Source organism: Micromonospora sp. CA-259024 (genome assembly GCF_050936255.1).
In the GTDB taxonomy this organism is placed as follows: domain Bacteria; phylum Actinomycetota; class Actinomycetes; order Mycobacteriales; family Micromonosporaceae; genus Micromonospora.
Window position 1 is genome coordinate 3,021,788 of sequence record NZ_JBNJND010000001.1, and the last position, 25,377, is coordinate 3,047,164.

Sequence of the window (25,377 nt, forward strand, 5' to 3'; positions counted from 1 at the left end):
GCACGTCCGCACTGAACCCGATGATTCGCTCACTACGCTCGCTCATGCCGCTCCGACGCTTCGCTCCGGACCGACGACGCGCGCTCATGCCACGCCCCGCTCGCTGAGCAGGTCACGCAGCCGCGCCACGACCTCGTCGATACCCAGCTCGGTGGTGTCCAGCACCACCGCGTCCGGCGCCTGCGCCAGCGGGTTGACCTTGCGGGTCGAGTCGAGACGGTCCCGCCGCGCCAGGTCCGCGGCGGTGGCCGCCACGTCGACGGCGTCCTCGGCGCTGCGCCGGGCCGCCCGGGCCGCCTCGGAGGCGGTCAGGAAGACCTTGAGGTCAGCGTCCGGCGCCACGACCGAGCCGATGTCGCGACCCTCGACCACCATCCGGCCCGCGTTGACGATCATCTCGCGCTGCCGGACGACCAGCAGCTCGCGGACCGCCGGCACCGCGGCGACGGCGGAGACCGCCCCGGTCACCTCGGCGCCACGGATCTCCACGTCCACGCCCACGCCGTCGACGGTCACGCCGTACCCCTGCGGGTCGGTGCCGATGCGCAGATCGACCTCGCCGGCGACCTTCGTCACCGACGCGGCGTCGGTGAGGTCCACGCCGGAGCGCAGCACGGCCCACGTGATCGCCCGGTACATCGCCCCGGTGTCCAGGTAGCGCGCACCGATGCCAGCGGCGAGCCGCCGCGACACGGTGGACTTACCCGAACCGGACGGCCCGTCCACAGCGACCACACATCGCCCGGCCCGTACGTTTTCTTCCACCGTGTCCTCCTCAGCCCGTACCTCACGGATCGCCCGGTGATTCGGCGCCGCAAGCGGTTGTCCATCGTCATCAATCATGCCCGGGGTCCGTGGCGGACCCACGCGCGATGCCGCCGGAGGCGACCCACGCCACCGAGCGGCCGCGTCTCGGCCGTCCCGGAGCCTACCGGCAGCCGTACCCCGAACTCGGGGGTCAGTCACTCACCGCGTTGAACAGGGCGGCGACCTCGGCGTTGGTCAACCGCCGGATCCGTCCGGTCCGCAGTTCACCCAGCCGGATGGGACCGATCGAGGTACGCACCAGCCGGGTGACCGGGTGGCCGACCTCCTCCATCAGCCGTCGGACGATGTGCTTGCGGCCCTCGTGCAGGCTCAGCTCCACCTGGGCGGATTTACCCAGAGTGTCCACCACCTTGAACGAGTCGACCTTGACCGGCCCGTCCTCCAGCTCGACGCCGGCCAACAGGCGCTTGCTCAGGTTGCGCGGGATCGGCCCGACCACCTCGGCGAGGTAGGTCTTCAGCACCTGGTACGAGGGGTGCATGAGCTTGTGCGCGAGGGTGCCGTCGTTGGTGAGCAGCAGCAGGCCCTCACTGTCCGCGTCGAGCCGCCCCACGTGGTAGACCCGCTGCTCCACGCGGTTGCCGATGAACTCGGCCAGCTCGTTGCGTCCCTTATCGTCCGCCATGGTGGTAACCACCCCGCGCGGCTTGTTCATCGCCACGTAGACCAGGCGGGTGTCGACCTGGAGGCGCTCGCCGTCCACGTGGATCACGGCGGTGGCCGGGTCGACCTTGTCGCCGAGCTTCGCCACCCGGCCATCGACCGTGACCCGGCGGCGGAAGATCAGGTCCTCGCAGGCGCGCCGGGAACCCACGCCGGCGGCGGCGAGCACCTTCTGCAGGCGCTCAGCGCCCTCGTAGACGGGGGCATCGGGTTTGGGAGACCGGTTATCGGGTCGCATCAGCAAGCTCTTCTACGTCGTCGGGCAGGAAGGGAGCGAGGGGCGGTAGCTCGTCGACGGTGTTCAGCCCGAGCTTCTCCAGGAACAACGTGGTGGTCCGGTAAAGGAACGCCCCGCTGTCCGGTTCGGTGCCGCACTCCTCGACGAGGCCGCGAGTCACCAGCGTACGGATGACCCCGTCGCAGTTCACACCCCGGATGGCTGAGATTCGCGAACGGGTCACCGGCTGCTTGTAGGCGACCACGGCGAGCGTCTCCAACGCCGCCTGGGTCAGCCGTACGGACTGCCCGTCCAGTACGAACCGTTCGACGTACGTAGCGTATTCCGGCCGGGTGTACAGCCGCCACCCGCCGGCCGCCCGGCGCAGCTCGAACCCGTGCCCGGCCGCGGTGTAACCGGCGGCGATCTCGTCGAGCATCGGCCCGACCCGTTCGGCCGGCTGCTCCAGCACCTGGGCGAGGACCAACTCGCTGACCGGCTCGTCGACCACCAGCAGGATCGCCTCCAGCGCGCCGCGCAACTCGGCGTCGGACAACTCCGGCGCGGGCGCCGGCGCGGCCGTCGCGCGCCGCTTCCCCACCACCTCCCGACGGGGTACGCCGGCAGCGTCGCCGGGCTGCTCAGGCTCGCCGGAGGGCGTGGGCCGGGGCAGGTCCTCGGCACGAGGGTCGGTGGTCGGTGCCGGGGCCGACTGGTCGGGCTGGACGTCCACGCCGTCGGCTTCGGGGGGCACCTCGCCGCCGTCGGCTTCGAGCTGGGCGTCGTCGTCGGCTTCAAGCTGGGCGCCGCCGCCGTCGGCTTCGAGCAGGGCGTAGCCGCCGTCGTCGGCTTCGGGCTGGGCGTCGACGTCGTCGGCTTCGGGGGTGCTGGCGGCGGGTGGGCGGGGGCGGTCCCACGGCGGCACCCAGGCGGCGGCCTGGTCGGCCAGGGAGTCCCGGCGTTCCTCGTCACTCATCCCGCTCACCTTCCGTCGTTCCCGTCCCGCCCGGTCCCCCGGCCTCACCCGGTAGCGCCGGCCCGACCTCCGCCACCGGCGACCCGATGGCCGCCGCATCCGCGGTCGACGCGGCGACCGGAGCCAACCCGGCCCCGGTCGGCTCCGGGTCGGCCGGGGTGCCCGCGTACTCGTCGACGTGCACCTCGGTGTCGCCGTCGGCGGGGCCGGTCCAGCGCACGGTCAGCTCCTCCAGGGCCTGCTCCTGCACGAAGGAGACCAGGCCCTCCCGGTACAGCTCCAGCAGCGCGAGGAACCGCGCCACCACCTCCAGGGTCGCCTCGCAGTCGGCGCAGAGCAGCGAGAACGTGGCCGTGCCGGCCCGGCGCAGCCGGGCGGTGAGGATCGCCGCGTGCTCGCGGACACTGACCCGGACCATGTGCACGTGGGCGATGGAGACCTCCGGCACCGGCTTCGGGGTCATCGCCTTCACGGCCAGCTTCAGCAGCCGCTGCGGGCCGATGCCGAGCACCAGGTCGGGCAGCGCCTCGGCGTAGCGGGGCTCCAGGCTGACCGCCCGCGGATACCGTCGGCCGCCGACGGCCTCCAGCTCGGCGATGTGCGCCGCCGCCTCCTTGTACGCCTTGTACTGCAGCAGCCGGGCGAAGAGCAGGTCCCGTGCCTCCAGCAGGGCGAGGTCCGCCTCGTCCTCCACCTCGGCGGCGGGCAGCAGCCGGGCCGCCTTCAGGTCGAGCAGGGTCGCGGCGATAAGCAGGAACTCGCTGGCCTCGTCCAGGTCCCAGTTGTCGCCCATGGCCCGGATGTAGGCGATGAACTCGTCGGTGACCGTGTGCAGGGCCACCTCGGTGACGTCGAGCTTGTGCTTGCCGATCAGTTGCAGCAGCAGGTCGAACGGGCCGGTGAAGTTGGCCAGCCGCACCGTGAAACCGGCGGACTGCACGACGCCGACCGCCGGGGCGGCGGCCTCGTGCGGCCCGACCGGCGGGTCGAGGGGTGGTGCGGTCACCGGTCGACCGTAGTCCACGAGGTGGGCACGGGGCGTTCCGGCTACCGCTCCGACTGGGCGGCGATCACCTCGCGGGCCAGCTGACGGTAGTTACGCGCCCCGGAGGACGCCGGGTCCATCGTCGTGATGGGGGCACCGGCCACGGTGGACTCGGGGAACTTCACCGTCTTGGTGATGACCGTCTGGTAGACCTTGTCGCCGAACGCCTCCACCACCCGCTGCAGGACCTGCCGGCAGTGTGTGGTGCGGCTGTCGTACATGGTGGCGAGGATGCCCTCGAGCTCCAGGTCGAAGTTGAGCCGCTCACGCACCTTGTCGATGGTGTCCAGCAGCAGCGCCACGCCCCGCAGGCTGAAGAACTCACACTCGAGCGGGATGAGCACACCGTGCGCGACGGTCAGCGCGTTGATCGCCAGCAGGCCGAGGGAGGGCTGGCAGTCGATCAGGATGTAGTCGTACTCCTTGCGGACCGAGCGCAGCACCCGGGACAGGGCCATCTCCCGGGCCACCTCGTTGACGAGCTGGATCTCGGCGGCGGAGAGGTCGATGTTGGCCGGCAGCAGGTGCAGGCCTGCCACGTCGGTCTTGATCAGGACGTCCTCGGCGGTCACGTCGTCCTGCATGAGCAGGTTGTAGACGGACAGGTCGAGGTTGTGCGGGTTGACCCCCAGCCCCACCGAGAGGGCACCCTGCGGGTCGAAGTCGACCAGCAGCACCTTGCGGCCGTACTCGGCGAGCGCCGCGCCCAGGTTGATGGTGGTGGTGGTCTTACCGACGCCGCCCTTCTGGTTGGCCATCGCGATGATGCGCGCGGGACCGTGCCGATCGGTGGGCATCGGCTCGGGGATGGGCTTGCGCATCGTGTAGGCAGCCGGGTCCGCAGGACCCAGGTCCGCGCCGAGCGTGGCCTGCTGCTCGCGGAGCTCCGACGTCCAGGTCTCGGCACGGTCACCGTTGCCAGCCATGTCCTCGTTGCCCCCTCCCGACGACCCACCCGGCGTCGGAGCCGTCCGACGTCCTTCGCGGCGCCGCTGCGCACCCCGGTCGTGTCGCCCCAGGAGGTCCGCGCCGATGCCGACTGTACGCCACCGACCAGCAGGGGCTTCGGCACCGGCCCGGCGTGTCGGCGCCGACCGCGACCGGTTCAGCCCCGGGCGCGCGGATGGGCGGTGGCGTACACCTCGCGCAGCCGCTCCACGGTGACCAGGGTATAGACCTGGGTGGTGGTCACCGATGCGTGGCCGAGCAACTCCTGGACCACCCGGACGTCGGCGCCGCCGTCGAGCAGGTGGGTGGCGTACGAGTGGCGCAGGGTGTGCGGGGAGACGGCCGCGGGCCCCTCGACGGGCAGCCCGGCCCGGCCGGCGGCGCGGCGCAGGATGCCCCAGGCGCCCTGGCGGGACAGCGCGCCGCCGCGGGCGTTGAGGAACACCGCCGGGGTGCCCCGACCGGCGGCGGCCAGGCCAGGCCGGGCGCGGACCAGGTAGGCACGCACCGCGTCGGCGGCGTATCCGCCGACCGGCACCAGCCGCACCCGGCCACCCTTGCCGCGCAGCAGCACGGTGCCCTCGTCGGTGTCGAGATCGTCCACGGCGGCGCCGACCGCTTCGGAGATCCGCGCGCCGGTGCCGTACAGAAACTCCAACAGCGCCCGGTCGCGTAGCGCGAGGGGCGCGTCCTCGCCGGTCGCGGTGATCGGGCCGGCGGTCTCCAGCAGCCGGATGACGTCGTCGACCGGCAGCGCCCGGGGTAGTCGGCGCGGCGGGGTGGGTGGGCGGACGTCGCGGCTGGGGTCGGCGCCGGCCAGCCCTTCGCGCAGCGCGAAGCGGTGCAGGCCGCGCACCGCGCTGGCCGCGCGGGCGGCGGAGGAGACCGCCAGTGGCGGGTGGACGTCGTCGCCCGCGCGCAGCCGCGCCAGGTGCGACTCGACGACGCCGGCGCCGACCGACGCGAGGTCGGCGACGCCGGCGTCGGCGAGGGTCGCGAGGTAGCGGTCCAGATCCCGGCGGTACGAGGCGAGCGTGTTCGCCGACAGGCCACGTTCGACGGTGAGGTGGTCGAGGTAGCCGCGGACGGCACGGCGCAGAGCCGGCGTGGGCTGTTCGCCCACGCCGGCGGAGTCCGTGCGGCCGGTCAGCGCGCCACCGCTCAGGCCAGCGCGTCGGCCAGCGGGAGCACGTCCATGCCGTGCGCCTCGGCGACCGGGCCGTAGGTGACCTGGCCGTCGTGGGTGTTCAGGCCCAGCGCGAGCGCCGGGTCACGGCGCAGCGCCTCGCGCCAGCCCTGGTTGGCAAGCTCCAGGGCGTACGGCAGGGTGACGTTGGTCAACGCGTAGGTGCTGGTGTTCGGCACCGCGCCGGGCATGTTCGCGACGCAGTAGAAGATCGACTCGTGCACCTTGTAGACCGGGTCGGCGTGCGTGGTGGGGCGCGAGTCCTCGAAGCAACCACCCTGGTCGATGGCGATGTCGACCAGCACGCTGCCCGGCTTCATCCGGGAGACCAGCTCGTTGGAGATCAGCGTCGGTGCCTTGGCGCCGGGCACCAGCACCGCGCCGATGACCAGGTCGGCGTCGAGCACGGCCCGCTCGACCTCGTACGCGTTGGAGGCGACGGTCTGCAGGTGGCCGCGGTAGATGGCGTCGGCCTGGCGCAGCCGGGCGACGTTCTTGTCCAGCAGCAGCACCTCGGACTGCAGGCCCAGCGCGATGGCGGCGGCGTTCATGCCGGAGACGCCGGCGCCGATGACCACGGTCTTGGCCGCGTACACCCCGGAGACGCCACCGGGCAGCACGCCGCGCCCGCCGCCGGTCCGCATCATGTAGAACGCGCCGACCTGCGGGGCGAGCCGCCCGGCGACCTCGGACATCGGGGCGAGCAGGGGCAACGACCGGTCGGGCAGCTCGACGGTCTCGTACGCGATACCGGTGACCTTGCGGTCGATCAGCGCGTCGGTGCACTCCTTGGAGGCGGCCAGGTGCAGGTAGGTGAAGAGCACCTGCCCCTCGCGCATCCGGTGGTACTCCTCGGCGATCGGCTCCTTGACCTTGAGCACCAGCTCGGCGGTCTCCCACACCTCGTCGGCGGTGGCGAGGATCTTCGCGCCGGCGGCGGCGAACTCCTCGTCGGTGATGCTGGAGCCGACACCGGCGCCGGACTCGACGAAGACCTGGTGACCGCTGCGGGTGAACTCGTTGACGCCCGCTGGCGTGATCGCCACGCGGTACTCGTGGTTCTTGACCTCGCGTGGGATTCCGACCTTCACGATGCAGACACCTCTCTTCGGGGCCGCTCTCCCCCGACTGCTCGGTGCCGCAATGGCCCCTTTGCCACCGCGGTCCACCGGTCCCGCCGGCGGCAGTCTAGGCGCGTCCAACCGTGCCGCGAGCCAGCACAGTGGCATCCGGTGCCCGGGTGTCCTGACGAACTGTCAGGGCACCGGCCGGAATCGGCGGTGGAGCGCCACCTCAGCCGTCAGGACAGTGTTCGGCCCCTATCGTCCCATCTGTCGGGCGCGGGTGCGGACAGGGAGCGAGTGGATCACTAGTGTGTCCGCCCATGACCACTCCTCCTTACCAGCCGGGGTACGCCCCGGGTTACTCCGACAAGAGCAAGGTCGTCGCGGGCATCCTCGGCATCCTGCTGGGCACCTTCGGCGCCGGTCGGTTTTACACGGGACACACCAAGATCGCCGTTCTCCAGCTCGTGGTGAGCCTGGTGACCTGCGGTGTCGGCGCGCTCTGGGGCGTCATCGACGGCATCCTCATCCTGGTCAACGGCGGCACGGACGCGCAGGGCCGACCGCTGCGCGACTGATAGTCCAGACCGACAGCGAAGGGGCCCCGCGGTCAGCTGCGGGGCCCCTTCGCTCGTACTCCCTCGCCGGCTCGACCGGCGGCGACGCTCAGCGTGGCAGCGGCGCGTCCGCCCGGCGCAGCGCCGACCAGCCGGTGTCCCGGGCGCGAGCCGTGGCCAGCAGCCCGGCCACCGCGGACGCGTTGGTGATCTCCCCGTTCAGGACCATGGTGACCGCCTCGTCCAGGTCGATCCGGACGACCTGCAGGTCGGCCTCCTCGTCGCGGCGCTCGTGGCGCTCATCGGCCGGCACCTCGGACAGGTCCCGGGCCAGGAAGACCCGCACCAGCTCGTTGGTGAACCCGGGCGAGCTGTGCAGGTCGACCAGCACGTCGATCCGCCCGGCGGTGAGGTCGGCCTCCTCGGCCAACTCCCGCAACGCGGCCGCCGGCAACTCCTCACCGGAGACGTCCATCAGCCCCGCCGGCAGCTCCCACAGGTGCCGCCCGACCGGGTGCCGGTACTGCCGGATCAGCACCACCTGGCCGGCGTCGTCGAGCGCCACCACGGCCACCGCCCCGACGTGCCGGACGAGGTCGCGCAGCCCGGTCCCGCCGCCCGGCATGGTCACCTCCTCGGTGACCACGTCGAAGATCCGCCCTCGGTAACGCTCCTCGCGAGAGCGCACCTCGTAGCGGTGCTCGACAGCGCTCACGCCGTCGCCTCGCTGCGCTCGACGACGGCGCGAGGCGCCTCCCTGCTGAACCTGACGGTTCGCTCGCTCACGAGGCCGACGCGGCCTTCGTCGCGGCACCGTTGCGGGCGGCCTTGCGCGCCGTCGGGGCCTCCGTCGCCGCGTCCAGGTCGACCGGCAACTGGTCGGCCTGCGAGTACGCCACCGCGGCCTTGACGAACGAGGCGAACAGCGGGTGCGGGCGGGTGGGACGGCTCTTCAGCTCCGGGTGCGCCTGGGTGGCCACGAAGAACGGGTGCAGGCTCCGGTCCAGTTCGATGAACTCGACCAGGCGACCGTCCGGCGAGGTGCCGGAGACGTGCAGGCCGGCCTTGGTCAGCGCGTCCCGGTAGGCGTTGTTCACCTCGTACCGGTGCCGGTGCCGCTCGCTGATCGCGGTGCTGCCGTACGCCTCGGCGACGATCGAACCCTCGGTCAGCGTCGCCGGGTACGCCCCCAGCCGCATGGTGCCGCCCAGGTCGCCCTTGCCGGCGACGATGTCCTCCTGGTCGGCCATCGTGGCGATGACCGGGTGCGCCGCCCGCTCGTCGAACTCCAGCGAGTTCGCGCCGTCCAGACCGGCCAGGTGCCGGGCCACCTCGATGGTCATGCACTGCAGGCCGAGGCAGAGGCCGAGCAGCGGAATGCCGTTCTCGCGGGCGTACCGCGCGGTGCCGATCTTGCCCTCGATGCCGCGTACCCCGAAACCGCCGGGGATGAGGATGCCGTCAACGCCGGAGAGCGCCGCGGCGGCACCGGCCGGCGTGACGCACTCGTCGCTGGGCACCCAGCGCAGCTGGACGCGGGCCCGGTGGCCGAAGCCGGCCGCCCGGATCGCCTCGCTCACCGACAGGTACGCGTCGGGCAGGTCGACGTACTTGCCGACCACCGCGACGGTGACCGTGTGCCGGGGCCGGTGCACCCGCTCCAGCAGGTCGTCCCAGCTGGTCCAGTCCACGTCCCGGAAGGAGAGCCCGAGCCGGCGCACCACGTACGCGTCGAGCCCCTCGCGGTGCAGCACCTTCGGAATGTCGTAGATGCTCGGCGCGTCCGGGGCGGCGACGACCGCCTCGGTGTCCACGTCGCAGTAGAGCGACAGCTTCTCCTTGAGCTTGACCGGGATCTCCCGGTCACAGCGCAGCACGATCGCGTCCGGCTGGATACCGATGTTGCGCAGCTGCGCCACCGAGTGCTGGGTCGGCTTGGTCTTCAGCTCGCCCGACGGCGCCAGGTACGGCACCAGTGAGACGTGCAGGTAGAAGCAGTTGTCCCGGCCCAGGTCGTGGCGGACCTGGCGGATCGCCTCCAGGAACGGCAGCGACTCGATGTCGCCGACCGTGCCGCCGACCTCGGTGATCACCACGTCGGGAAGCTGGCCGTCCTCGTCCGGGTCGGCCATCGCCAGGATCCGCGACTTGATCTCGTTGGTGATGTGCGGGATGACCTGGACGGTGTCGCCCAGATACTCGCCGCGCCGCTCCTTGGCGATCACGTCGGAGTAGATCTGGCCGGTGGTGACGTTCGCCTTACCGGAGAGCGCCCGGTCCAGGAAACGCTCGTAGTGCCCGACGTCGAGGTCGGTCTCGGCGCCGTCCTCGGTGACGAAGACCTCACCGTGCTGGAACGGGTTCATCGTCCCCGGGTCGACGTTCAGGTAGGGGTCGAGCTTCTGCATCACCACGCGCAGCCCGCGCGCGGTCAGCAGGTTGCCGAGGCTGGAGGCGGTGAGGCCCTTACCCAGCGAGGAGGCGACGCCCCCGGTGACGAAAATGTGCCTGGTCGTCCGTGCTGATGGGGCCAAGGCCTGCTCCCGTGTCGTCTGTCGCGGTCATGCAGACCGCCGTGCTTGATCAGCAAAGTGATCACGCGATCCACGGGATTCGACGGTAACACCTCCCGGACCGGTACCCGCAGGCCGCACCCCAGGTGCGACACCACCGGGTCATCCGGACGACGCCCGGTGCTCAGGGAGCGGCAACCTCGGTCGATGACCGGGTGACCTGCCGGGGCGGTACGGCCGGCGTCGGCGCGGCGACCGTCGTCGAGCCACCCGCGGTCGGCTCCCCCGGGTCGTCGGCGCCCGTACGGCCCTCGGCCGGAGCCTGCGGGGCCGGGGGCGGCGCGACCGCCGGGGGCGCGCTCGCGGGCGGGCCGCTGATGGGACGGGGGTGGACCGCGCCCAGCGGCCCACCACCGCCGGTCGGGCCGTCATCCCCACCGGCCCGGCCGACCCCGCCGGATCCCGAATCGTCGTCGGCGCCGTCCGCGCGGGAGCGGCCCGGGACCGGACGGGTGCGGTCGGCGGCGTGCCCGAGCACCCGCAGCGACGCCAGAGCGGCCATCGGCACCACCAGCGCGGCGGCAGCGCCCATCACGTCCAGCGCCGCGCCGTCGAGCACACCACCGAGCACCGCGGCGACCACGGTGCCGGCCAACGCGGCCCGGACCGCCGGGTAGATGCCGAACAACCGCATCAGCCCGCCCCACGGCTGCAACAGGGCGAACCACACCAGCAACCCACCGGCCAGCGCCAACACGGTCAGCGGGCTGTTGACCAACGTCTCGAAATTCTCCGTGCTGGATCGGTGCACGGTGAACCCGCCCGTACCGTCACCGAGCGCGGAGAGGAACCGGCCCAGGCTGCCCCGCTCCGCCGGCGGACGGCGCAGGTCCACCACGGCGAACCCGATGCCGACCGCCAGTGCGGCCATGGTGGCCCAGGCCAGCCGGCTGATCGTCAGCCACCCACCGGCGCTGATCACGGCGGCGACGCTCACCCCGGCGGTGAGGGCGATCGCGCCGACCGGGTCGGCACCCAGGTACGGGCTGCCGACCACCACCACGGCGAGGCCACCCACGGCGACCATCACCGCCGGCCGCCACCCGCGCTGCACCCGTTGGGCGAGCCACCCCCCGCTGAGCAACGCGCCGGCGAGCAGCACTCCCAGGCCCACCGTGCTCAGCCCGGCGTACCGGCCACCCTGCAACGCGGAGTAGCCGACCACGCCGTTGAGCTGGAGGCTGGCACCGGTGAGCACGTCCAACCCGACGACGAGGGTGGTGAGGCCGGCCACCGCGCCGACCGGGCCGAGGGTGCCCGCGTACCCGGGGGCGAACCGGACCGCCGCCGTGCCGGCGGCCACCAGCAGCGCGGTGACCCCGGCGAAGATCCACCCGGGGTGCTCTGCGCGCCACCAGGGAACCGCGTCGGCCAGCAACGCCGCCGGCACCGTCAACGCGGCGGCGACCAGCAGCAGCTCCACCACTGCCACGATCCGCCCGGAGACGGGGGTCGGGCCGCTCGGCCCGGCGTGCGGGCGTGCCCGGCGCAGCAGCGGCAGGACCGCGAGCGCCAGCAGCACCTGCACACCGGCGAGCAGCGTGAAGAACCAGCCGGAGACGGTCCGCTGGGCGGCCGCCTCCCGGTCGGCGTCCGCCGGGGCGTTGATCGCGTCGGCCAGGTCGGCCGGGCGGTCGCCGGTGCTGATCGCCGGACGGCCGAGGAAGAGTCGTTCCGGCATCGGCCGGCCCAGCGCCGCCAGCGCGGTCGGCGCGAGGTCGACGAGTTGCAGGTAACCGTCGCGGCCGGTGCTGGCCGAGGTGAGCCACCCCCGCTCCCAGCCTGGCCCGTCGGCGACCGCCACGTGCAGCCGTGCCGGCTGGGCGGTGTCGGAGATCCCCGCGACCAGCACCAACGACCGCGGTGGCCGGGCGGCCAGCACCCGGGTCAGCTGGGCGTCCGCCGCTCGGGCCTCCTCGGCGCGGGTCGCCGGGGCGGTCCCGGCCACCGTGCCGAGGTCGACGATGCTCAGCACGCACGAACCGAGCAACGTCCGCGGGTCGGCCGGCAGCGCCGCGGCGTACCGGTCGACGCGGCCGAACGGTCGGGCGGCGGCCACGGCCGCACCCGGGCCCACGGCGACGGAGCAGCGCACCGACTCCGACAGCGACCCGGGCAGGGCGCCCCAGGGCAGCCGCTGCTGGTTGTACTGGACCACGCTCTCCTGGTCGGGCAGGTTCGCGCCGATGCCGTCCGGCTGTTCCACCGCGACCGCCGCCGCCGGGCAGCCACCGGCCGACCGGCTGCCGTTCCACGCGGCGAAGCTGCCCGCGCCCAGGGTCAGCCAGCCGTCCACCGGGCAGGTCGGTCGGTGTGCGGAGCGCACCGACAGCGAGCCGATCGACCCCTCCTGGGCCATCCGCCACAGCGTCGGGGTGCTCTGCGGATCCACGTCCTCCCACCGCAGCCCGGCGATCCCGGCGAGCACCACGAAGTCGGCGGTGCGTTGCGGGGTGCCCTGCGGTGGGCGGGCGGCCAGCGCGGTGACGCCCAGCGCCACCACGAGCACGGTCAACAGGGCGGGGGCGATTCGGCGCAGCATCACCGGTGTCCCGTTCTCGGGGCGTCGGAGTCCGGGGCCGCCGGGTCGGTCGGCTCCGCGGCCAGCTCGGCGTAGAGGGCGGCCAGCGCGGCGACGGTGTCCGTCTCGGTCGGCCACGTCGCCGCCCGTTCGGCGCCGCGCCGGCCCAGGTCGGCTCGGGCCACCGGGTCGTCCAACAGGGCGCGCACCGCCGCGTCGACCGCGTCCACGTCGCCGGCGGGGACCAACCTGGCGGCGTCGCCGACCAGCTCCGGTAGCCCGCCGACCGCCGTGGCGACCAGCGGTACGCCGGCGCGCAGCGCCTCCTGGGCGAAGAGCTGCCGGGCCTCCCAGTCGCTGGTCACCACCGCGAGGTCGGCGCCGGCGAGCAGGTCGGCCACGTCGGTCCGGTGCCCGAGCAGGGTCACCGGGGCGCGGGCCGCCGAGGTCCGGGCGGCCAGCGGCAGGTAGGCCGGGCCGCTGCCCGCGATCACCACGACCGGCGGCGGGGTACGGGTACGCCAGCGGGCCGCCGCGTCGATCAGCACGTCGTAGCGCTTCTGCGGGTGCAGCCGACCGACCGAGAGGATCAACGGCTGGTCCGGTCGGACGCCGAACTCGGCGCGTACCGCCGCCGGGCGTCGACGCGGCGCGGGCAGCGTCGGCGCGGCGACCGGGGCGAGCCGGACGTCGGCGGCGCCCAGCGCGGCGACCCGGTGCACCAGGTCCGTGGAGGCGCCCAGCGCCACCCGGGCACCCCGGGCCACCACGCGTTCGGCGAGTCGGGACACCCCGCCCCGCAACCCGCCGGCGAGCACCGCGTTGTGCCAGGTGACCACGAGCGGGGCGGCGGGACGGGCCAGCACGGCGACCAACCCGGCACGCAGGCCGTGGGCGTGCACCACATCGACCCGGGCCGCAGTGAGCACCCGGCGTAGGGTGAGCACCGCCCGGGCGTCGGCCGGGGTCGGGCTGGCCGGGATCTCCACCGGCTCGAAACGCGCGCCGACACCGACGAAGTCGAACTGTTCCTGGGTCGCCGCGGGCCCGCAGACCAGGACGTTGGCACCGCCCGCGACGAGGCCACGGGCCACCGAGCGGACGTGCTGACCGACCCCGCCGGTGCTGGACGCGAGCAGCACCGCGACGGTGCCCGACCAACCGGCAGGCAGAGCTGGCTCACTCATCGCGCAGCCGTCTCCTTCCCGTCGCCCCGCTCCGGGGAGCCCGCGCCCGGCGTCGGCCCGCCGCCCCGGCCCTGTGGGCCCCGCCGACCCAGACGCCGCAGCACCCGGGCGAGCAGTGGCTGTACGTCCCGCCGGTCGACGAACCAGACCACGGCGAGGAACACAGCCCCAACCAGAACCCCGGACAGCATGCCCTGACCGAGTGCCACCGCCATCGTCGGGGTGCCGCCGCCCGGCGTGTCGAGCCATCGGGTGAGGCCCAGCCCGGCGAGCGCGGCGAGCACACCGGCGAGAGCGCCGGCTGCCCCGGCACGCGCCGCGCCGGACAGTGCCGCACGGCCGGCGCTGCGCAGCACCGCCGTGAGCAGCAACGCCCCGAGCACCAGCATCCCCACCGAGTTGGCGGACGTCACCGCGAGCACCCGATCCCGTACCGGCAGCAGCGCGGCGAACAGCAGGACGACCGCTGGCACCACCAGAAAACCGACGGCGGTGGCGACCGTCGCCGCCCGGGTCTCGCCCCTGGCGTAGAGCGCCCGGGTGAGCACCGCGAAGAGGCCGTAGCCGACCAGGCCCGGGGCGTACCCGATGATCGCGGCGGTGGCGGTCTCGGCGGTGGACGCGGGGAAGAAGAAGTGCCCGACCGGCCCGGCGGTTCCGATCAACGCGGCCGTGCCGAGGAAACTGAACAGGAGCACACCGCGTACGGCCGGTGCCAGGGTCGCCCGGTAGGTGTCCTCGTCACCGGCGGCCCGTGCCGCCGCCAGGGTCGGGTAGGCCGCGATGGCCAGCGGCACCGCCAGCACCGCCCACGGCAGCAGGTAGACGGTCTGCGCCAGGTTGTAGACGCCCGGGTTGCTCCGCGCACCGGCGGTGACCTGGTTCAGGCTGACGATCAGGGCGATCTGCTGCGTGGTGACGGTGACCGCGCCGGCCACCGCCAACCCGCCGACCCGGGCCCGCGCGTCGGCGGGGAACCCGAACCCGGGCCGGAGACCCAGGTGCAGCCCGCGGATGGGGATCAGCAACGACAACGACAGCACCACCACGCCGAGGGTGGTGCCGGCGGAGAGCAGCAACTCACCACCGGGGCTCACCCCGTCGACGGTGGCGTACCGGCCCTGTGTCGCGGTGAACCCGAGGTAGACGACGATGACGGTGAGACTGGACAGCAGCGGGGCGAGCACCGGCCAGGCGAAGCGGCGGTACGCCTGGAGCACCCCGGTCAGCACGATGCCGACCCCGTACAGCGGCAGTTGCGGCGCGAAGACCCGCAGCATCCGGACGCCGCTCTGCTGCTGGGCGGCGGTCAGGTGGTGACCCAGCGACTCGACCAACGGCCCGGCGAACAGCACCACGAGGAGCGCGAGGGGCACCAGCAGGGCCAGCGTCCAGGTCAGCAGCGCGCCGGTGGTCCGGGCCACCGTCGTCCGGTCGCCGGCCGCGACCGCGCCGGCCAGCAGCGGTACGACGAGGCTGGCCAGCGCTCCCCCGGCGACGATCTCGAAGATGAAGTTCGGCACCGCGTTGGCCACCACGTAGGTGCCGCCGAGGTCGGTGGGCGCCAGGCTCCAGGTGAACACGGCGGTGCGGCCGAAGCCGGCGAGCCGGCTGACCACGGTGAGGACGGCGATGAGCGCGGCTGCTCCGGCCAGCCGGCCGGCGCCGGCGAGGGGTGCCGGTCTGGTCACGTCAGTCGGCGCGTCGGCCCAGTGCGTCGAGCTCGCGTAGCCCCGGGGTCCGCTGGATCACGGAGGTGAAGCTGACCTTCTCGCTGGTGGCGGTGAGGCCGGCGAGCGCGGCGAGCAGAGCGGCCCGGCCGAGCGGGCCGGTACGGGCGGCGAGCGCGACGCCGAGCAGCGCCCCGAGCGCGTTCGCGCCGCTGTCGCCGAGCATCACGTCCTCGGCCAGGTCGTCGCGGAGCAGGCCGGCGGCGGCTCCGGCCGCGCCCGCGGCGATCCCGCCGTGCGGGCCGCCGGTCAGCGGCGCGGCGAGCAGCAGCCCGGACTTGACGGCACGGCCTGGCCGCAGGTCGAGCAGGTTGAGCAGGTTGGCCGTGCCGGCGATGACGCCGGCGCCGAGGAGCACGTCGACGCCCCGGCCGAACGCTCCGTGGCGCTGGCGGCGCGGGTGCGCGGCGACCCGGGGGTCGGCGGCGAGCAGCGCGGCGGCGCCCAGCCCGGCGGCGCCCACCCCGATGACCTTGACCAGGCCTGCGGTGACCCGCCCCTCGCGCAGGGCGGCGAGGTGACCGGCGAAGCCCTTGGCTGCCTTCTGCGCCGGCCGCGCACCGACCACGTCGTCGTACAGCCCGACGCCACCGGCACCGAGGCCGGCGACCAGGGCGGCCCCGCCGGAGGCGCCGCTGGTGGCACCGAACGCGCCCGCGGCGGCCGCACCGGCGGCGAGCGCCGGCCCGGCGGCCAGGGTGACCGTGCGGCCACGGAAGTTGGTGCGCTCCAGGGCGGGCCCGGCCGGGGAGGTGCGCACCTCGCGCAGCGCGTACCGGGCCGCTGCGGCACCGGCGCCGGCGATCAGCAGCCGGCCCAGCGCCCTCACGCCGTTGCCTCGCTTCGCTCGGCAGCGGCGTGGGACGCCGCCCTGCTGTGCCTCAGGTTCGCTCGCTCACCCGTTGCCTCGTCAGTTACGGACACGGGGGTACGTCGTTCGCTCACTGGGGCAGTCTAGGCAGCAGGGACGCGGCGGTGTCGCCGACGCCGTACTGCCCGGCCTTCTTTTCGGTGAGCTGCTGTACCAGGGCGAGGGTGGTGACCAGCTGGCCCTGCCCGGTGTTGGCGTTGTCGACGGTGGAGATCGTCTGGGCGAGCACCGGGTCACCGCGGACCACGGCCACCAGGTTGCCGCCGACGGAACCGTTGCCGCCCACCACGATCGCCCCGGTGCGGTCGAACTGCTCGGCGATCTTGACGACCGACTCGTCCCGCTTGTCGGAGTCCTTGTCGACGTACGGCTGGCCGCTGACCACCACGACCGCCTCCGCCGAACCGGTGACCTTGTTGCTGTCGGTGGTCAGGTAGCCGGCGTTGTTGTACGCGGCGAGCACCGCCCGCCGGTCGGCGTCGCTGACCGGCGCGGTGCCCTGGGCCCGATCCAGCAGGACGCTGGCCAGCAGCGCGCTGGAGGTCTCGACACCGTGCCCGTTGCCCGGCAGGCCGGTGGTCTGCGCGGTGGGCCGGGCGGCGGTGACGGCCAACTCCAGCAGGTTGGAGTTGTTGTCCGGGTTGATGAACTTGTCCTGCAGGTCGACCCGGCCGGTGATAGTGGCCCCGGCGAGCTGAAGCTTCTTGAGCACACCCTCGGTGTGGTCGCGCCCGTTGGGCAGGCTGAGCACCACCACCCGACGCCCGGTGAGGGTGCCCGGCAGGACCACCTGGGAGATCTCCTCGGCGAACTCCTCCTCCAGACCGAGCTGCTTCTCCATGTTGCTGACCGTCTGGCGCCACTGCTGGTTGTCCTTACGCAGCCCGGTGACCTGCTCCTTGAGCGAGTCGGCGACCGGGCCGTTGAGGGCGGCTGTGCCGACCACCAGGCCGATCGCCAGAGCCAGGAAGACCGCGGTGAGGGACACCACGTGGTAGCGGAAGTTGATCACGCTTGCAGCCTCTTGATCGGTCGGGAACTAGAAGAGCCGGTACAGCTGGAACACGAAATTGTCCCACCATTCGGCGACAACGCCCAGGTACGCCTTCCCGACGGTCGACACGGCCACCGCGGACGCCATCGCCGCGATCGCCGACAGCACCAGCAACAGCAGCGACGAACCGGAGATGCTCTGCCGGTAGAGCCGGCTCACACCCTTGGCGTCGACCAGCTTGCCGCCGACCTTCAGCCGGGTCAGGAACGTCGAGGCCATCCCGCCGCGGCCCTTGTCGAGGAATTCGACAAGCGTGGCGTGGGTGCCGACCGCGACCAGCAGTGAGGCGCCCTTCTCGTCGGCGAGCAGCATGGCCAGGTCCTCGCTGGTCGCCGCGGCCGGGAAGGTCACCGCCGGCACGCCGAGCCCGTTGACCCGGGGCAGGCCGGGCGCCCGCCCGTCCGGGTACGCGTGCACGATCACCTCGGCGCCGCAGCGCAGCACGTCGTCGGTGACCGAATCCATGTCCCCAATGATCATGTCGGGGGTGTACCCGGCCTCGACCAGCGCGTCCGCGCCGCCGTCCACGCCGATGAGCACCGGCTTGAACTCCCGGATGTACGGGCGCAGCACGTCCAGGTCAGCCTTGTAGTCGTAGCCGCGCACCACGATCAGGCAGTGCCGACCCTGCATCTGGGTCTCGATGTCCGGTACGCCCACACCGTCGAGCAGCAGGTCGCGCTCCTGGCGGAGGTAGTCCATCGTGTTGGCGGCGAACGCCTCCAACTGCACCGACAGGCCCTCGCGGGCATCGGCCATCGCCTTGGCGACCGTCTCGGCGTCCTGCAGGCTGCCGTGCGCCACCGGCTCGTCACCGGCGAAGACCGTGTTGCCCTCGATGCGCACCTGGTCGCCCTCGCGGATCCGCTCGAAGACGCCCTCCCCCAGGTCGTCCAGGAGCGGGATGCCTGCGGCGATCAACACCTCCGGGCCGAGGTTCGGGTACCGGCCGGAGACCGAGGGCTTCGCGTTGAGCACCGCCGCGACCCCGACGGCGACCAGCGAATCGGCCGCCACCCGGTCCAGGTCGACGTGGTCGATGACCGCGATGTCACCGGGGCGCAACCGACCAACCAGGCGTTTTGTCCGGCGGTCAAGGCGCGCGGTGCCGAGGACTCTGCCCGGGTCGGAGTTCCGGTTCCGGCGCAACGTGGGTAGACGCATCGTGACCATCCTGGCATGTGGGGCAGGCTTTTCTGTCGCGACATGCCTGAGCAGGGCCGCCTACCCAGGGAAGCACACGTCGACACAAGCCGGTGTGCTTGCGCTCACAATACGCGGCGTCACAACCGTCTTTCCTTCGCCGCCACCGCCAGAAGCTCCTCGGCGTGGGCGATACCCAGATCCGAATCCGGCAAACCCGCCAGCATTCGGGCCAGCTCCCGGGCCCGCTCGGTGTCCTCCACCACTCGCACGCCGCTGGTCGTCACCGCGCCGCCGGTGTCCTTCGCCACCACCAGATGCCGGTCGGCGAACGCGGCCACCTGCGGCAGGTGCGTGACCACCAGCACCTGGTGGCTGCGGGCCAACCGGGCCAACCGGCGCCCGATCTCCACCGCCGCCTGGCCACCAACCCCCGCGTCGACCTCGTCGAAGACCAACGTGGGCGGGCCACCCGAGCCCGCGAAGACCACCTCGATGGCGAGCATCACCCGGGACAACTCACCGCCGGAGGCGCCACGCTGCAACGGCAACGCCGGCGCGCCCGGGTGGGCCAACAACCGCAGCTCCACCTCGTCACCGCCGTCCGGGGTGACACCCACCTCGACGCCGTTGACCGACAGCGTCGGCTCGGCACGCCCGGCCGGGCGGGGCAGCACCGCCACCTCGATCCGCGCGTGTGGCATGGCCAACCCGGCCAGCTCGACGGTGACCTGGTCGGCGAAACGGATCGCCGCCTCCTGCCGGGAGGCGGACACCCGCCCGGCCAGATCGGCCACCTCGACGGCGAGCCGCTGGCCCTCCCGCTCCAACTCGTCGACCAGATCGTCGGACATGTCCAGATCGGACAGCCGAGTGCGAGCCCGATCGGCCCAGGCGATCACCCCGTCGACGTCGTCGGCGTACTTGCGGGTCAGCGCGCGCAGCGCCGCCCGCCGCTCGTAGACGTGCTGCAACCGGGCCGGGTCCGCGTCGAGCGTCGCCAGGTACGTCGACAGCTCCGCGGACACGTCGGTGACCAGCGTCGCCGCCTCCTCCAGACGGGCCGCCAGCTCACCCAGCGCCGGGTCGGTGCCGGCCTGCGCCTCCAGCGTCCGCCGGGCGGTGCCCAGCAGCGCCGCGGCGTCCGGTGTCTCGTCGGCGGCCTCCGCGCCACCCGCCACACACTGCTGGGCGACCTGCGCGGCCGTCCGCAGCCCCTCGGCGTGCTCCAGCCGCTGCGCCTCGGTCTTCAGCTCGTCATCCTCACCGGGCTGCGGATCGACCCGGGTGATCTCGTCGAGGCCCAGCCGCAGCAGGTCGGCCTCCTGATTGCGCTCGCGGGCGTTGCGCCGCCGGTCGGCCAGGTCGTCGACCACCCGCCGCCACCCGGTGTACGACTCGCGCAGCGCGTCGAGCAGCTTCTCGTGCGCCGGGCCCGCGAACCGGTCCAGTGCGGCCCGCTGCTCGGCCGGGCGCAGCAGCCGCAGCTGGTCGGACTGGCCGTGCACGGCCACCGCCTGCTCGCCGACCTCACCGAGCATCGACACCGGCATGCTCCGGCCGCCGACATGGGCGCGCGACCGCCCCTCCACCGTCACCGTGCGGCTCAACAGCACCGAGCCGTCCTCGTCGGGCTCGCCACCGGCCTCGATGATCCGCGCGTGCACGGCGTCGGCGACCCGCCCGCCCAGGCGCAAGCGCCCCTCCACCACGGCCCGGCCGGGCTGGGCACGGACCCGGCCGGCGTCGGCCCGACCGCCGAAGAGCAGGCCGAGGCCGGTGACCACCATCGTCTTGCCCGCACCGGTCTCGCCGGTGATGACGTTCATCCCGCCGGTCAACGGCAGCGTGGTGTCGTCGATGACGCCCAGTCCGGTGATACGCAGCTCTTCCAGCACAGCCACCGACAGTAGACGCGAGGCCCGACAGTTGACCAGCCGACGGGCCCGGGTGCGGGCGGCACCCGGCCGCCGTACAGTTCTGCCCCGTGTTGGACGTGATCGGTTTGACCCCGGCTGAGGAGGAGCTTTACCGCTGCCTGCTCCAGCTCACCACGGCCCGCATCGACGAGTTGGTCCGTCGCCTGCACCGGCCGCGCGAGCAGGTCGTCGCCCAGGTCGAGGCGCTGCGCGACAAGGGCCTGGTGCAGCTCACCGACAACGACCCGGACGCCCCACTGCGTCCGACCGCCCCGGACGTCGCCCTCGGCGCGGCGCTGTTGCGTCGCCAGGAGGACCTGGAGGCGGCCCGCCGACGGGTCACCCAACTGGCCGAGGAGTACCGGTCCGGGCTGCGGCGGCACCACGTCGACCACCTCGTCGAGGTGATCACCGGCGCCCGGGTGCTCCGCGACCGTCTGCGCGATCTGCAAAATTCGGCGCGTACCGAGGTGCTCTGGTTCTGCCGGGCCAACCCCCTCGCGATGGCCGGCCCGGAAAACGTCGAGGAGTTCGACGCGCTGGCCCGCGGGGTGAGCTACCGGGCCATCTACGAGCGTGACCTGCTGTTGGAACCGGGCGCGTTGGCCGACCTGGCCAAGGGGGTCGCCGCCGGCGAACAGGCCCGGGTCCTGGACCGGCTACCGGTCCGACTGGCCATCGTGGACGCCCGTACCGCCATCTGCCCGTTGGTGCCCGACCGCGACGGCGGTGAACCGAGCGCCGCCGTGATCGGCCGCAGTCAACTGCTCGACGCGCTGCTCGCCCTCTTCGAGAGTCAGTGGCGGGTGGCCACCCGACTGCGGCTCGACGACCCCCTCGCCGGTGCGGCCACCGAGAGTCGCCGGCCGGACCCCGACGACCGCCCGGTCGACGGTTACCAGCCGGACGCCGACGAGGCGCGGCTGCTGTCGCTGTTCGTGGCCGGCGTACCGGACAAGTCCATCGCCTCCCAGCTCGGGGTGAGCCGGCGGACCGTGCAACGGCGGATCGCCGACCTGATGGACGTCGCCGGCGTGGACACCCGGCCCGGGCTGGCGTTCCAGGTCGCCCGGCGCGGCTGGCTCTGACGCCGAAGGGTCCGCCGTCGGCCGACGGCGGACCCTACCGGGGCGGGCGGGACGGCGTGACCGTCCCGCCCTGCCCAGGTCAGCGCAGCCCGTACGCCTGCAGCACCGTCTGGTCGACGCTGTTCCCGGCCCGGTCCGTGGCGTGCACCCGCAGCGACACCGTTCCGCGCCCCGCCGGCACGGTTGCGGTGTACCCGGTACCCGATCCCTTGGTCGGCGCGTTCCGCCAGGTCACACCCCCGTCGAAGGAGACCTGCACCCGGACGCTGGTGCCGCTGGGCGCGGGCACCCCGGCCGGCTGACGCAGGGTCAACGCCAACTGGTGCGGCCGGTTCCCGCGCACCGTGCCGAGCAGGTCGGCCGGCACCCGGTAGTCCACCTGCAGCAGCGACAACGGCTTCGCGGCGTCGCCCGCCGGTCGGGCCGAGGTGAACTCCCAGGCCGTCTCGGTCCGGGTGGCGTAGCGCCACTCGTCCGAGGAGCGCTGCGTGGCCACGTCCAGCCGGTAGCGGGCCGACTTCTCGGTGGTGGGCACCGGAGCCCAGCCGCCGGAAAGGTCGGCGATCTGCTGCCCGTTGCGGCTGACCCGGACCGCGACGGTGTCCGCCTCCTCACTGCCGCCGGCCAGGCTGTAGTTCCCGTCGGCGTCGACGAACTCGGCCACCCGCAGGTCCAGGGTGTCCCCGCTACGGGTCGGTACCGGAACCCCGCCGCCGGCCGGCACGGCCGGCCGGATCACCGGGGCGTGCCAGGTCTCGGTGTCCCGGTCGTCGGCGGTGTACTGCCGGGGCTGCTGGGTGAGCCCGCCGAGCAGGCGCCCCCAGGACCAGGTGAGCTTGTGCAGGACCTGGTGCTGCCACCACGCGTCCCCAGAGCTGACGAACTCCTGCCGGGTGGTGCCGGTACGCACCAACCGCTGGTCGTCGTTCCAGGACGTCTCCTGCCACGGACGCCAACCGAACCGCTGTTCGGTGGCCCACTCCGTACCGCCGACGTCTCCGTAGTTGGCGGTCACCTCGGCGGTGTTCTTGTCGGTGACCGTGTGCAGGATGCGCTCCGGCACCCGGCCCTTCGACACCTGCCACACGTCGTAGAGGTACGGGCTGTCCACGGTCAACGTCAGGTCCAACGTCGCCCGGCCCTTCCTGGCCTCCGCGATCAGCCGCTGCCCGTCGTCGTGGGCGACCACCAGCGACGGGATCGGCAGCCGGTCCCCGAGAGGCTGCCACACCGTCCACGCGCTGAAGTCCGCCGGCCGGACGATCAGCACGACGGCGGCGCCGGCGGCGGCTGCCGCCGCGATCTGCTCCTCCTCGGAGCGGTCCGGGCTGCCGGACAGCAGCGCGGCGGCGCCCCGCACCCGGGTCAGCTCGGCGGGGGTCCCGGTGCCCGCCCACACCAGCGGCAGCTTCCGCCGGTCGCTCGGCGCCGGCGAGAAGCCCATCAGGTTGATGTCCAGCGGACCGGACACCCCGCTGATCCGGGCGTCCACCATCGGCTTGACCAACTGCCAGCGCGACGAGAACTCGAACTCACCCTTGCTCACCGGGCGGGTCGGCGTGACGTTGACCTGCTGAATGGTGCTGAAGGTCATCACGCCGTGGTCGACCTGCCGGCCGTTGCCGAAGACCCGGTGCTCGTAGAAGCTGATCGACGCCCGCTGCTCAGTCGGCTTCGGCGTCTCGATCCGCACCGGAGTTCCCTTGCGCGGGTCCAACACGACGGTGACGTCCCCGGTGACCATCAACTCCGGGTCGGTGGCCAGGGTGATCTGCTCGTCCAGCGGGGCACCGTGCTCGATCAGCGCCTGGAGCAGGTACGGGCCCTCCTCGACCTGCACCTGCGTCTCGCCCGGGATCCAGCCGATGAAGTCGGACTCGGGCTGCTCGCCGAAGAGGGTAAGCACCGGTGCCAGGCCCGGCTGACCCTGCATGTCCAGCGCCCGCACGGTTACCGTGTGCAGCGGGCCACTCAGGGTGAGCGCGACCGCGGTGCGCACCGCGACGCCGTCCGCGCCGGTGGCCACCAGCCACCCGCTGTGCAGACCCCGGTCCAGCTTCGCCGGATCCGCCCGCAGCGGCACGGCGACGCTGCCGCCGGCCGGCACGGTCACCTCGGTGCCGCCGACCGACACCCCGTCGGTCTCGGCCGCGCGGGTGTCCAGGTTGCGCAGCTCCAGGGCCAGCCGCAGGGTCTGCGCGACCGTGGTGCCGTTGGTGTACGTCACGGTCCGCTCGGCCGCCGCACCACCGGTGCTGAGCCGGCCGAAGTCGGCCGTGCCGGACCCGTACACCCGCTGGCCGAGCGCCCGGGCCACGTCGACCCGGCCCGCGCCCTGCTCGAAGACGGTCAGCGCCGGGTTCGCCTTCGTGGTGCTCACCAGAGCGTCCTTGAGCTTGCCGGCGGTCCAGTCGGGGTGCTCCTGGGCGAGGATCGCGGCCGCTCCGGACACGTGCGGGGTCGCCATCGAGGTGCCGGACGCGGTCGTGTAGGCGTCACCCACCGGCGTACCCATGGCAGTGCCGGCCGCCCGCGCGGCGATGATGCCGACGCCCGGCGCGGTGATCTCCGGCTTCAGGCCGTTGTCACCGAGTCGCGGGCCCCGGCTGGAGAACGTCGCCAGGTTGTCGTCGCGGTCCACCGCGCCGACGGTCAGCGCCGCGGCGGCCGCGCCGGGAGCGCCGACGGTACGCGCCGCGCCCTCGTTGCCGGCGGCGACCACGAAGAGGGCGCCGGTTTCGGCGGTCAGGTCGTTGACCGCCATGCTCATCGGGTCGGTGCCGTCGGTCGCGGAACCGCCGAGGCTCATGCTGACCACCTTGGCGCCGGAGCGGGCGGCCCACTCCATGCCCGCGATGATGGACGAGCTGTAGCCGGAGCCACCGTCGTCGAGCACCTTGCCGACCAGCAACTGCGCGCCAGGGGCCACACCCTTACGCAGCCCGTCGGACGCCGCGCCGGTGCCGGCGATGGTGGCCGCCACATGGGTGCCGTGGCCGTGCCCGTCGCGGGCGCTGCCGCTGTCGGAGAAGTCCCGCGCCTCGGCGATCCGGCCGGCCAGGTCGGGGTGGGTGGCGTCGATGCCGGTGTCGAGCACCGCCACCTTCACGCCGGCACCGTCCCGACCGGCCGCCCAGGCCGTCGGGGCACCGATCTGCGGCACGCTGTACTCCAGCGTCGGGCGGACCTTCCCGTCCAGCCAGATCCGGGCGACACCGGCGCCGAGCTTGGCCGGTGAGCCGGCGGCGACACGCTGCTCGGTCGTGCCGCGCAGCGACGTCCACAGGCCACCGAGCTCACTCTTGCCGACCCGTAGCGCGGCGCCGTTGATGCTCTCCAGCGGCCGGGCGTCGGTGGCACCGGCGAGCGGCTTGACCCGCCCGGCGACCGGCTCCTGGTAGCGGACGATCAGCGGCAAGGCGCCCTGCGCGGCGTCGCCGTAGCCGTCGGCGGCCAACTCCTGCACGTCGAACAGGTCGGGGTCGAGCACCCCCGCGGAGAGGTACGGCACGACGTCGCTGGGTAGGACCCGCAGCCCGCCGTCGACCTCGATGGTCTGGAAGGTGATCCGGTTCCGGCCGGGGCCGGGGCGCACGGAGGCGCTGACCCGGCCGGGCGCTGCCTGGACCAGGTCGACCTGGTCGCCGGTGATCAGGGTGATGCGAAGGGGCGCAGCGCCCGGGACGGGCGTGCCCGATTTCGGGCCGGTGGGCCGGGCGGGCGGGTCGGCGGACGCCGGTGCGGCGAGGCCGACCACCAACGCGCCGACCGCGCCGACGGCGAGCCAGCGTGGGGACCAGTGCATGC

The 25,377-nt window shown here is 73.3% G+C and carries 19 protein-coding genes; 2 read left to right on the top strand and 17 right to left on the bottom strand.

All coding sequences use genetic code 11. The features are described from left to right. Positions 1-84: 84 nt before the first annotated feature. The 7 genes from cmk to ald form a co-directional block, all read right to left on the bottom strand. Positions 85-765: a (d)CMP kinase gene (cmk, locus tag ACQEUX_RS13120; protein ID WP_433046251.1), complete on the bottom strand. Its 681-nt coding sequence runs from the start codon at positions 763-765 to the stop codon at positions 85-87. Positions 766-958: 193 nt separating this feature from the next. Beyond that, positions 959-1,729 carry a pseudouridine synthase gene (locus ACQEUX_RS13125; RefSeq protein WP_433046254.1) on the bottom strand — a complete coding sequence of 257 codons (771 nt, stop codon included), beginning with the start codon at positions 1,727-1,729 and terminating at the stop codon, positions 959-961. Then, a complete protein-coding gene (gene scpB, locus ACQEUX_RS13130) occupies positions 1,716-2,684 on the bottom strand; it encodes an SMC-Scp complex subunit ScpB (RefSeq protein ID WP_433046257.1) in 969 nt (322 codons plus the stop codon). Before scpB ends, ACQEUX_RS13125 begins: the two co-directional genes overlap by 14 nt. After that, positions 2,677-3,690 carry a segregation and condensation protein A gene (locus ACQEUX_RS13135; protein WP_433046260.1) on the bottom strand — a complete coding sequence of 338 codons (1,014 nt, stop codon included), beginning with the start codon at positions 3,688-3,690 and terminating at the stop codon, positions 2,677-2,679. The genes scpB and ACQEUX_RS13135 overlap by 8 nt, the downstream gene beginning before the upstream one ends. A 41-nt stretch (positions 3,691-3,731) precedes the next feature. Then, positions 3,732-4,655 (bottom strand): ParA family protein, encoded by a 924-nt coding sequence (locus ACQEUX_RS13140; protein ID WP_405433883.1) that lies wholly within the window; start codon positions 4,653-4,655, stop codon positions 3,732-3,734. A 179-nt stretch (positions 4,656-4,834) separates the two neighbouring features. Then, the gene (locus tag ACQEUX_RS13145) at positions 4,835-5,800 is read right to left on the bottom strand and encodes a site-specific tyrosine recombinase XerD (RefSeq protein ID WP_433046264.1); all 966 of its coding nucleotides are present in this window, start codon (positions 5,798-5,800) and stop codon (positions 4,835-4,837) included. Positions 5,801-5,838: 38 nt separating this feature from the next. Then, positions 5,839-6,954 carry an alanine dehydrogenase gene (gene ald, locus ACQEUX_RS13150; RefSeq protein ID WP_433046267.1) on the bottom strand — a complete coding sequence of 372 codons (1,116 nt, stop codon included), beginning with the start codon at positions 6,952-6,954 and terminating at the stop codon, positions 5,839-5,841. Positions 6,955-7,184: 230 nt separating this feature from the next. On the opposite strand from ald, the gene ACQEUX_RS13155 reads away from it, so the two are divergent. Continuing rightward, positions 7,185-7,505 (top strand): TM2 domain-containing protein, encoded by a 321-nt coding sequence (locus tag ACQEUX_RS13155; protein WP_433049790.1) that lies wholly within the window; start codon positions 7,185-7,187, stop codon positions 7,503-7,505. An 88-nt stretch (positions 7,506-7,593) separates the two neighbouring features. On the opposite strand, the gene ACQEUX_RS13160 is transcribed toward ACQEUX_RS13155, so the two are convergent. The 9 genes from ACQEUX_RS13160 to recN all read right to left on the bottom strand — a co-directional run bounded on the left by ACQEUX_RS13160 (position 7,594) and on the right by recN (position 20,461). Next, complete coding sequence (locus ACQEUX_RS13160) at positions 7,594-8,199, bottom strand: NUDIX domain-containing protein (protein WP_433046270.1); 606 nt, start codon at positions 8,197-8,199, stop codon at positions 7,594-7,596. A gap of 67 nt (positions 8,200-8,266) precedes the next feature. After that, positions 8,267-10,018: a CTP synthase gene (locus ACQEUX_RS13165; RefSeq protein ID WP_433046273.1), complete on the bottom strand. Its 1,752-nt coding sequence runs from the start codon at positions 10,016-10,018 to the stop codon at positions 8,267-8,269. Positions 10,019-10,181: 163 nt separating this feature from the next. Continuing rightward, the gene (locus ACQEUX_RS13170; protein WP_433049793.1) at positions 10,182-12,599 is read right to left on the bottom strand and encodes a hypothetical protein; all 2,418 of its coding nucleotides are present in this window, start codon (positions 12,597-12,599) and stop codon (positions 10,182-10,184) included. Then, a complete protein-coding gene (locus ACQEUX_RS13175; protein ID WP_433046276.1) occupies positions 12,599-13,765 on the bottom strand; it encodes a glycosyltransferase family 4 protein in 1,167 nt (388 codons plus the stop codon). Before ACQEUX_RS13175 ends, ACQEUX_RS13170 begins: the two co-directional genes overlap by 1 nt. Then, on the bottom strand, positions 13,762-15,456 hold the full coding sequence (gene murJ / locus ACQEUX_RS13180; RefSeq protein WP_433046279.1) for a murein biosynthesis integral membrane protein MurJ: 1,695 nt from the start codon (positions 15,454-15,456) through the stop codon (positions 13,762-13,764). Before murJ ends, ACQEUX_RS13175 begins: the two co-directional genes overlap by 4 nt. 1 nt (position 15,457) lies before the next feature. After that, entirely contained in the window at positions 15,458-16,324 is an 867-nt protein-coding gene (locus ACQEUX_RS13185; RefSeq protein WP_433046282.1) for a hypothetical protein, read from the bottom strand. Positions 16,325-16,436: 112 nt separating this feature from the next. Then, a complete protein-coding gene (locus ACQEUX_RS13190) occupies positions 16,437-17,378 on the bottom strand; it encodes a copper transporter (protein WP_433046285.1) in 942 nt (313 codons plus the stop codon). Between the two features lie 27 nt (positions 17,379-17,405). Next, complete coding sequence (steA, locus tag ACQEUX_RS13195; protein ID WP_433046288.1) at positions 17,406-18,584, bottom strand: putative cytokinetic ring protein SteA; 1,179 nt, start codon at positions 18,582-18,584, stop codon at positions 17,406-17,408. Between the two features lie 119 nt (positions 18,585-18,703). Next, positions 18,704-20,461, bottom strand: a complete 1,758-nt coding sequence (gene recN / locus ACQEUX_RS13200) for a DNA repair protein RecN (protein ID WP_433049796.1) — start codon at positions 20,459-20,461, stop codon at positions 18,704-18,706. A gap of 89 nt (positions 20,462-20,550) precedes the next feature. On the opposite strand from recN, the gene ACQEUX_RS13205 reads away from it, so the two are divergent. After that, on the top strand, positions 20,551-21,570 hold the full coding sequence (locus tag ACQEUX_RS13205; RefSeq protein WP_433046291.1) for a helix-turn-helix domain-containing protein: 1,020 nt from the start codon (positions 20,551-20,553) through the stop codon (positions 21,568-21,570). A 79-nt stretch (positions 21,571-21,649) separates the two neighbouring features. On the opposite strand, the gene ACQEUX_RS13210 is transcribed toward ACQEUX_RS13205, so the two are convergent. Next, positions 21,650-25,375: a S8 family serine peptidase gene (locus tag ACQEUX_RS13210; RefSeq protein ID WP_433046294.1), complete on the bottom strand. Its 3,726-nt coding sequence runs from the start codon at positions 25,373-25,375 to the stop codon at positions 21,650-21,652. Positions 25,376-25,377 lie beyond the last annotated feature (2 nt).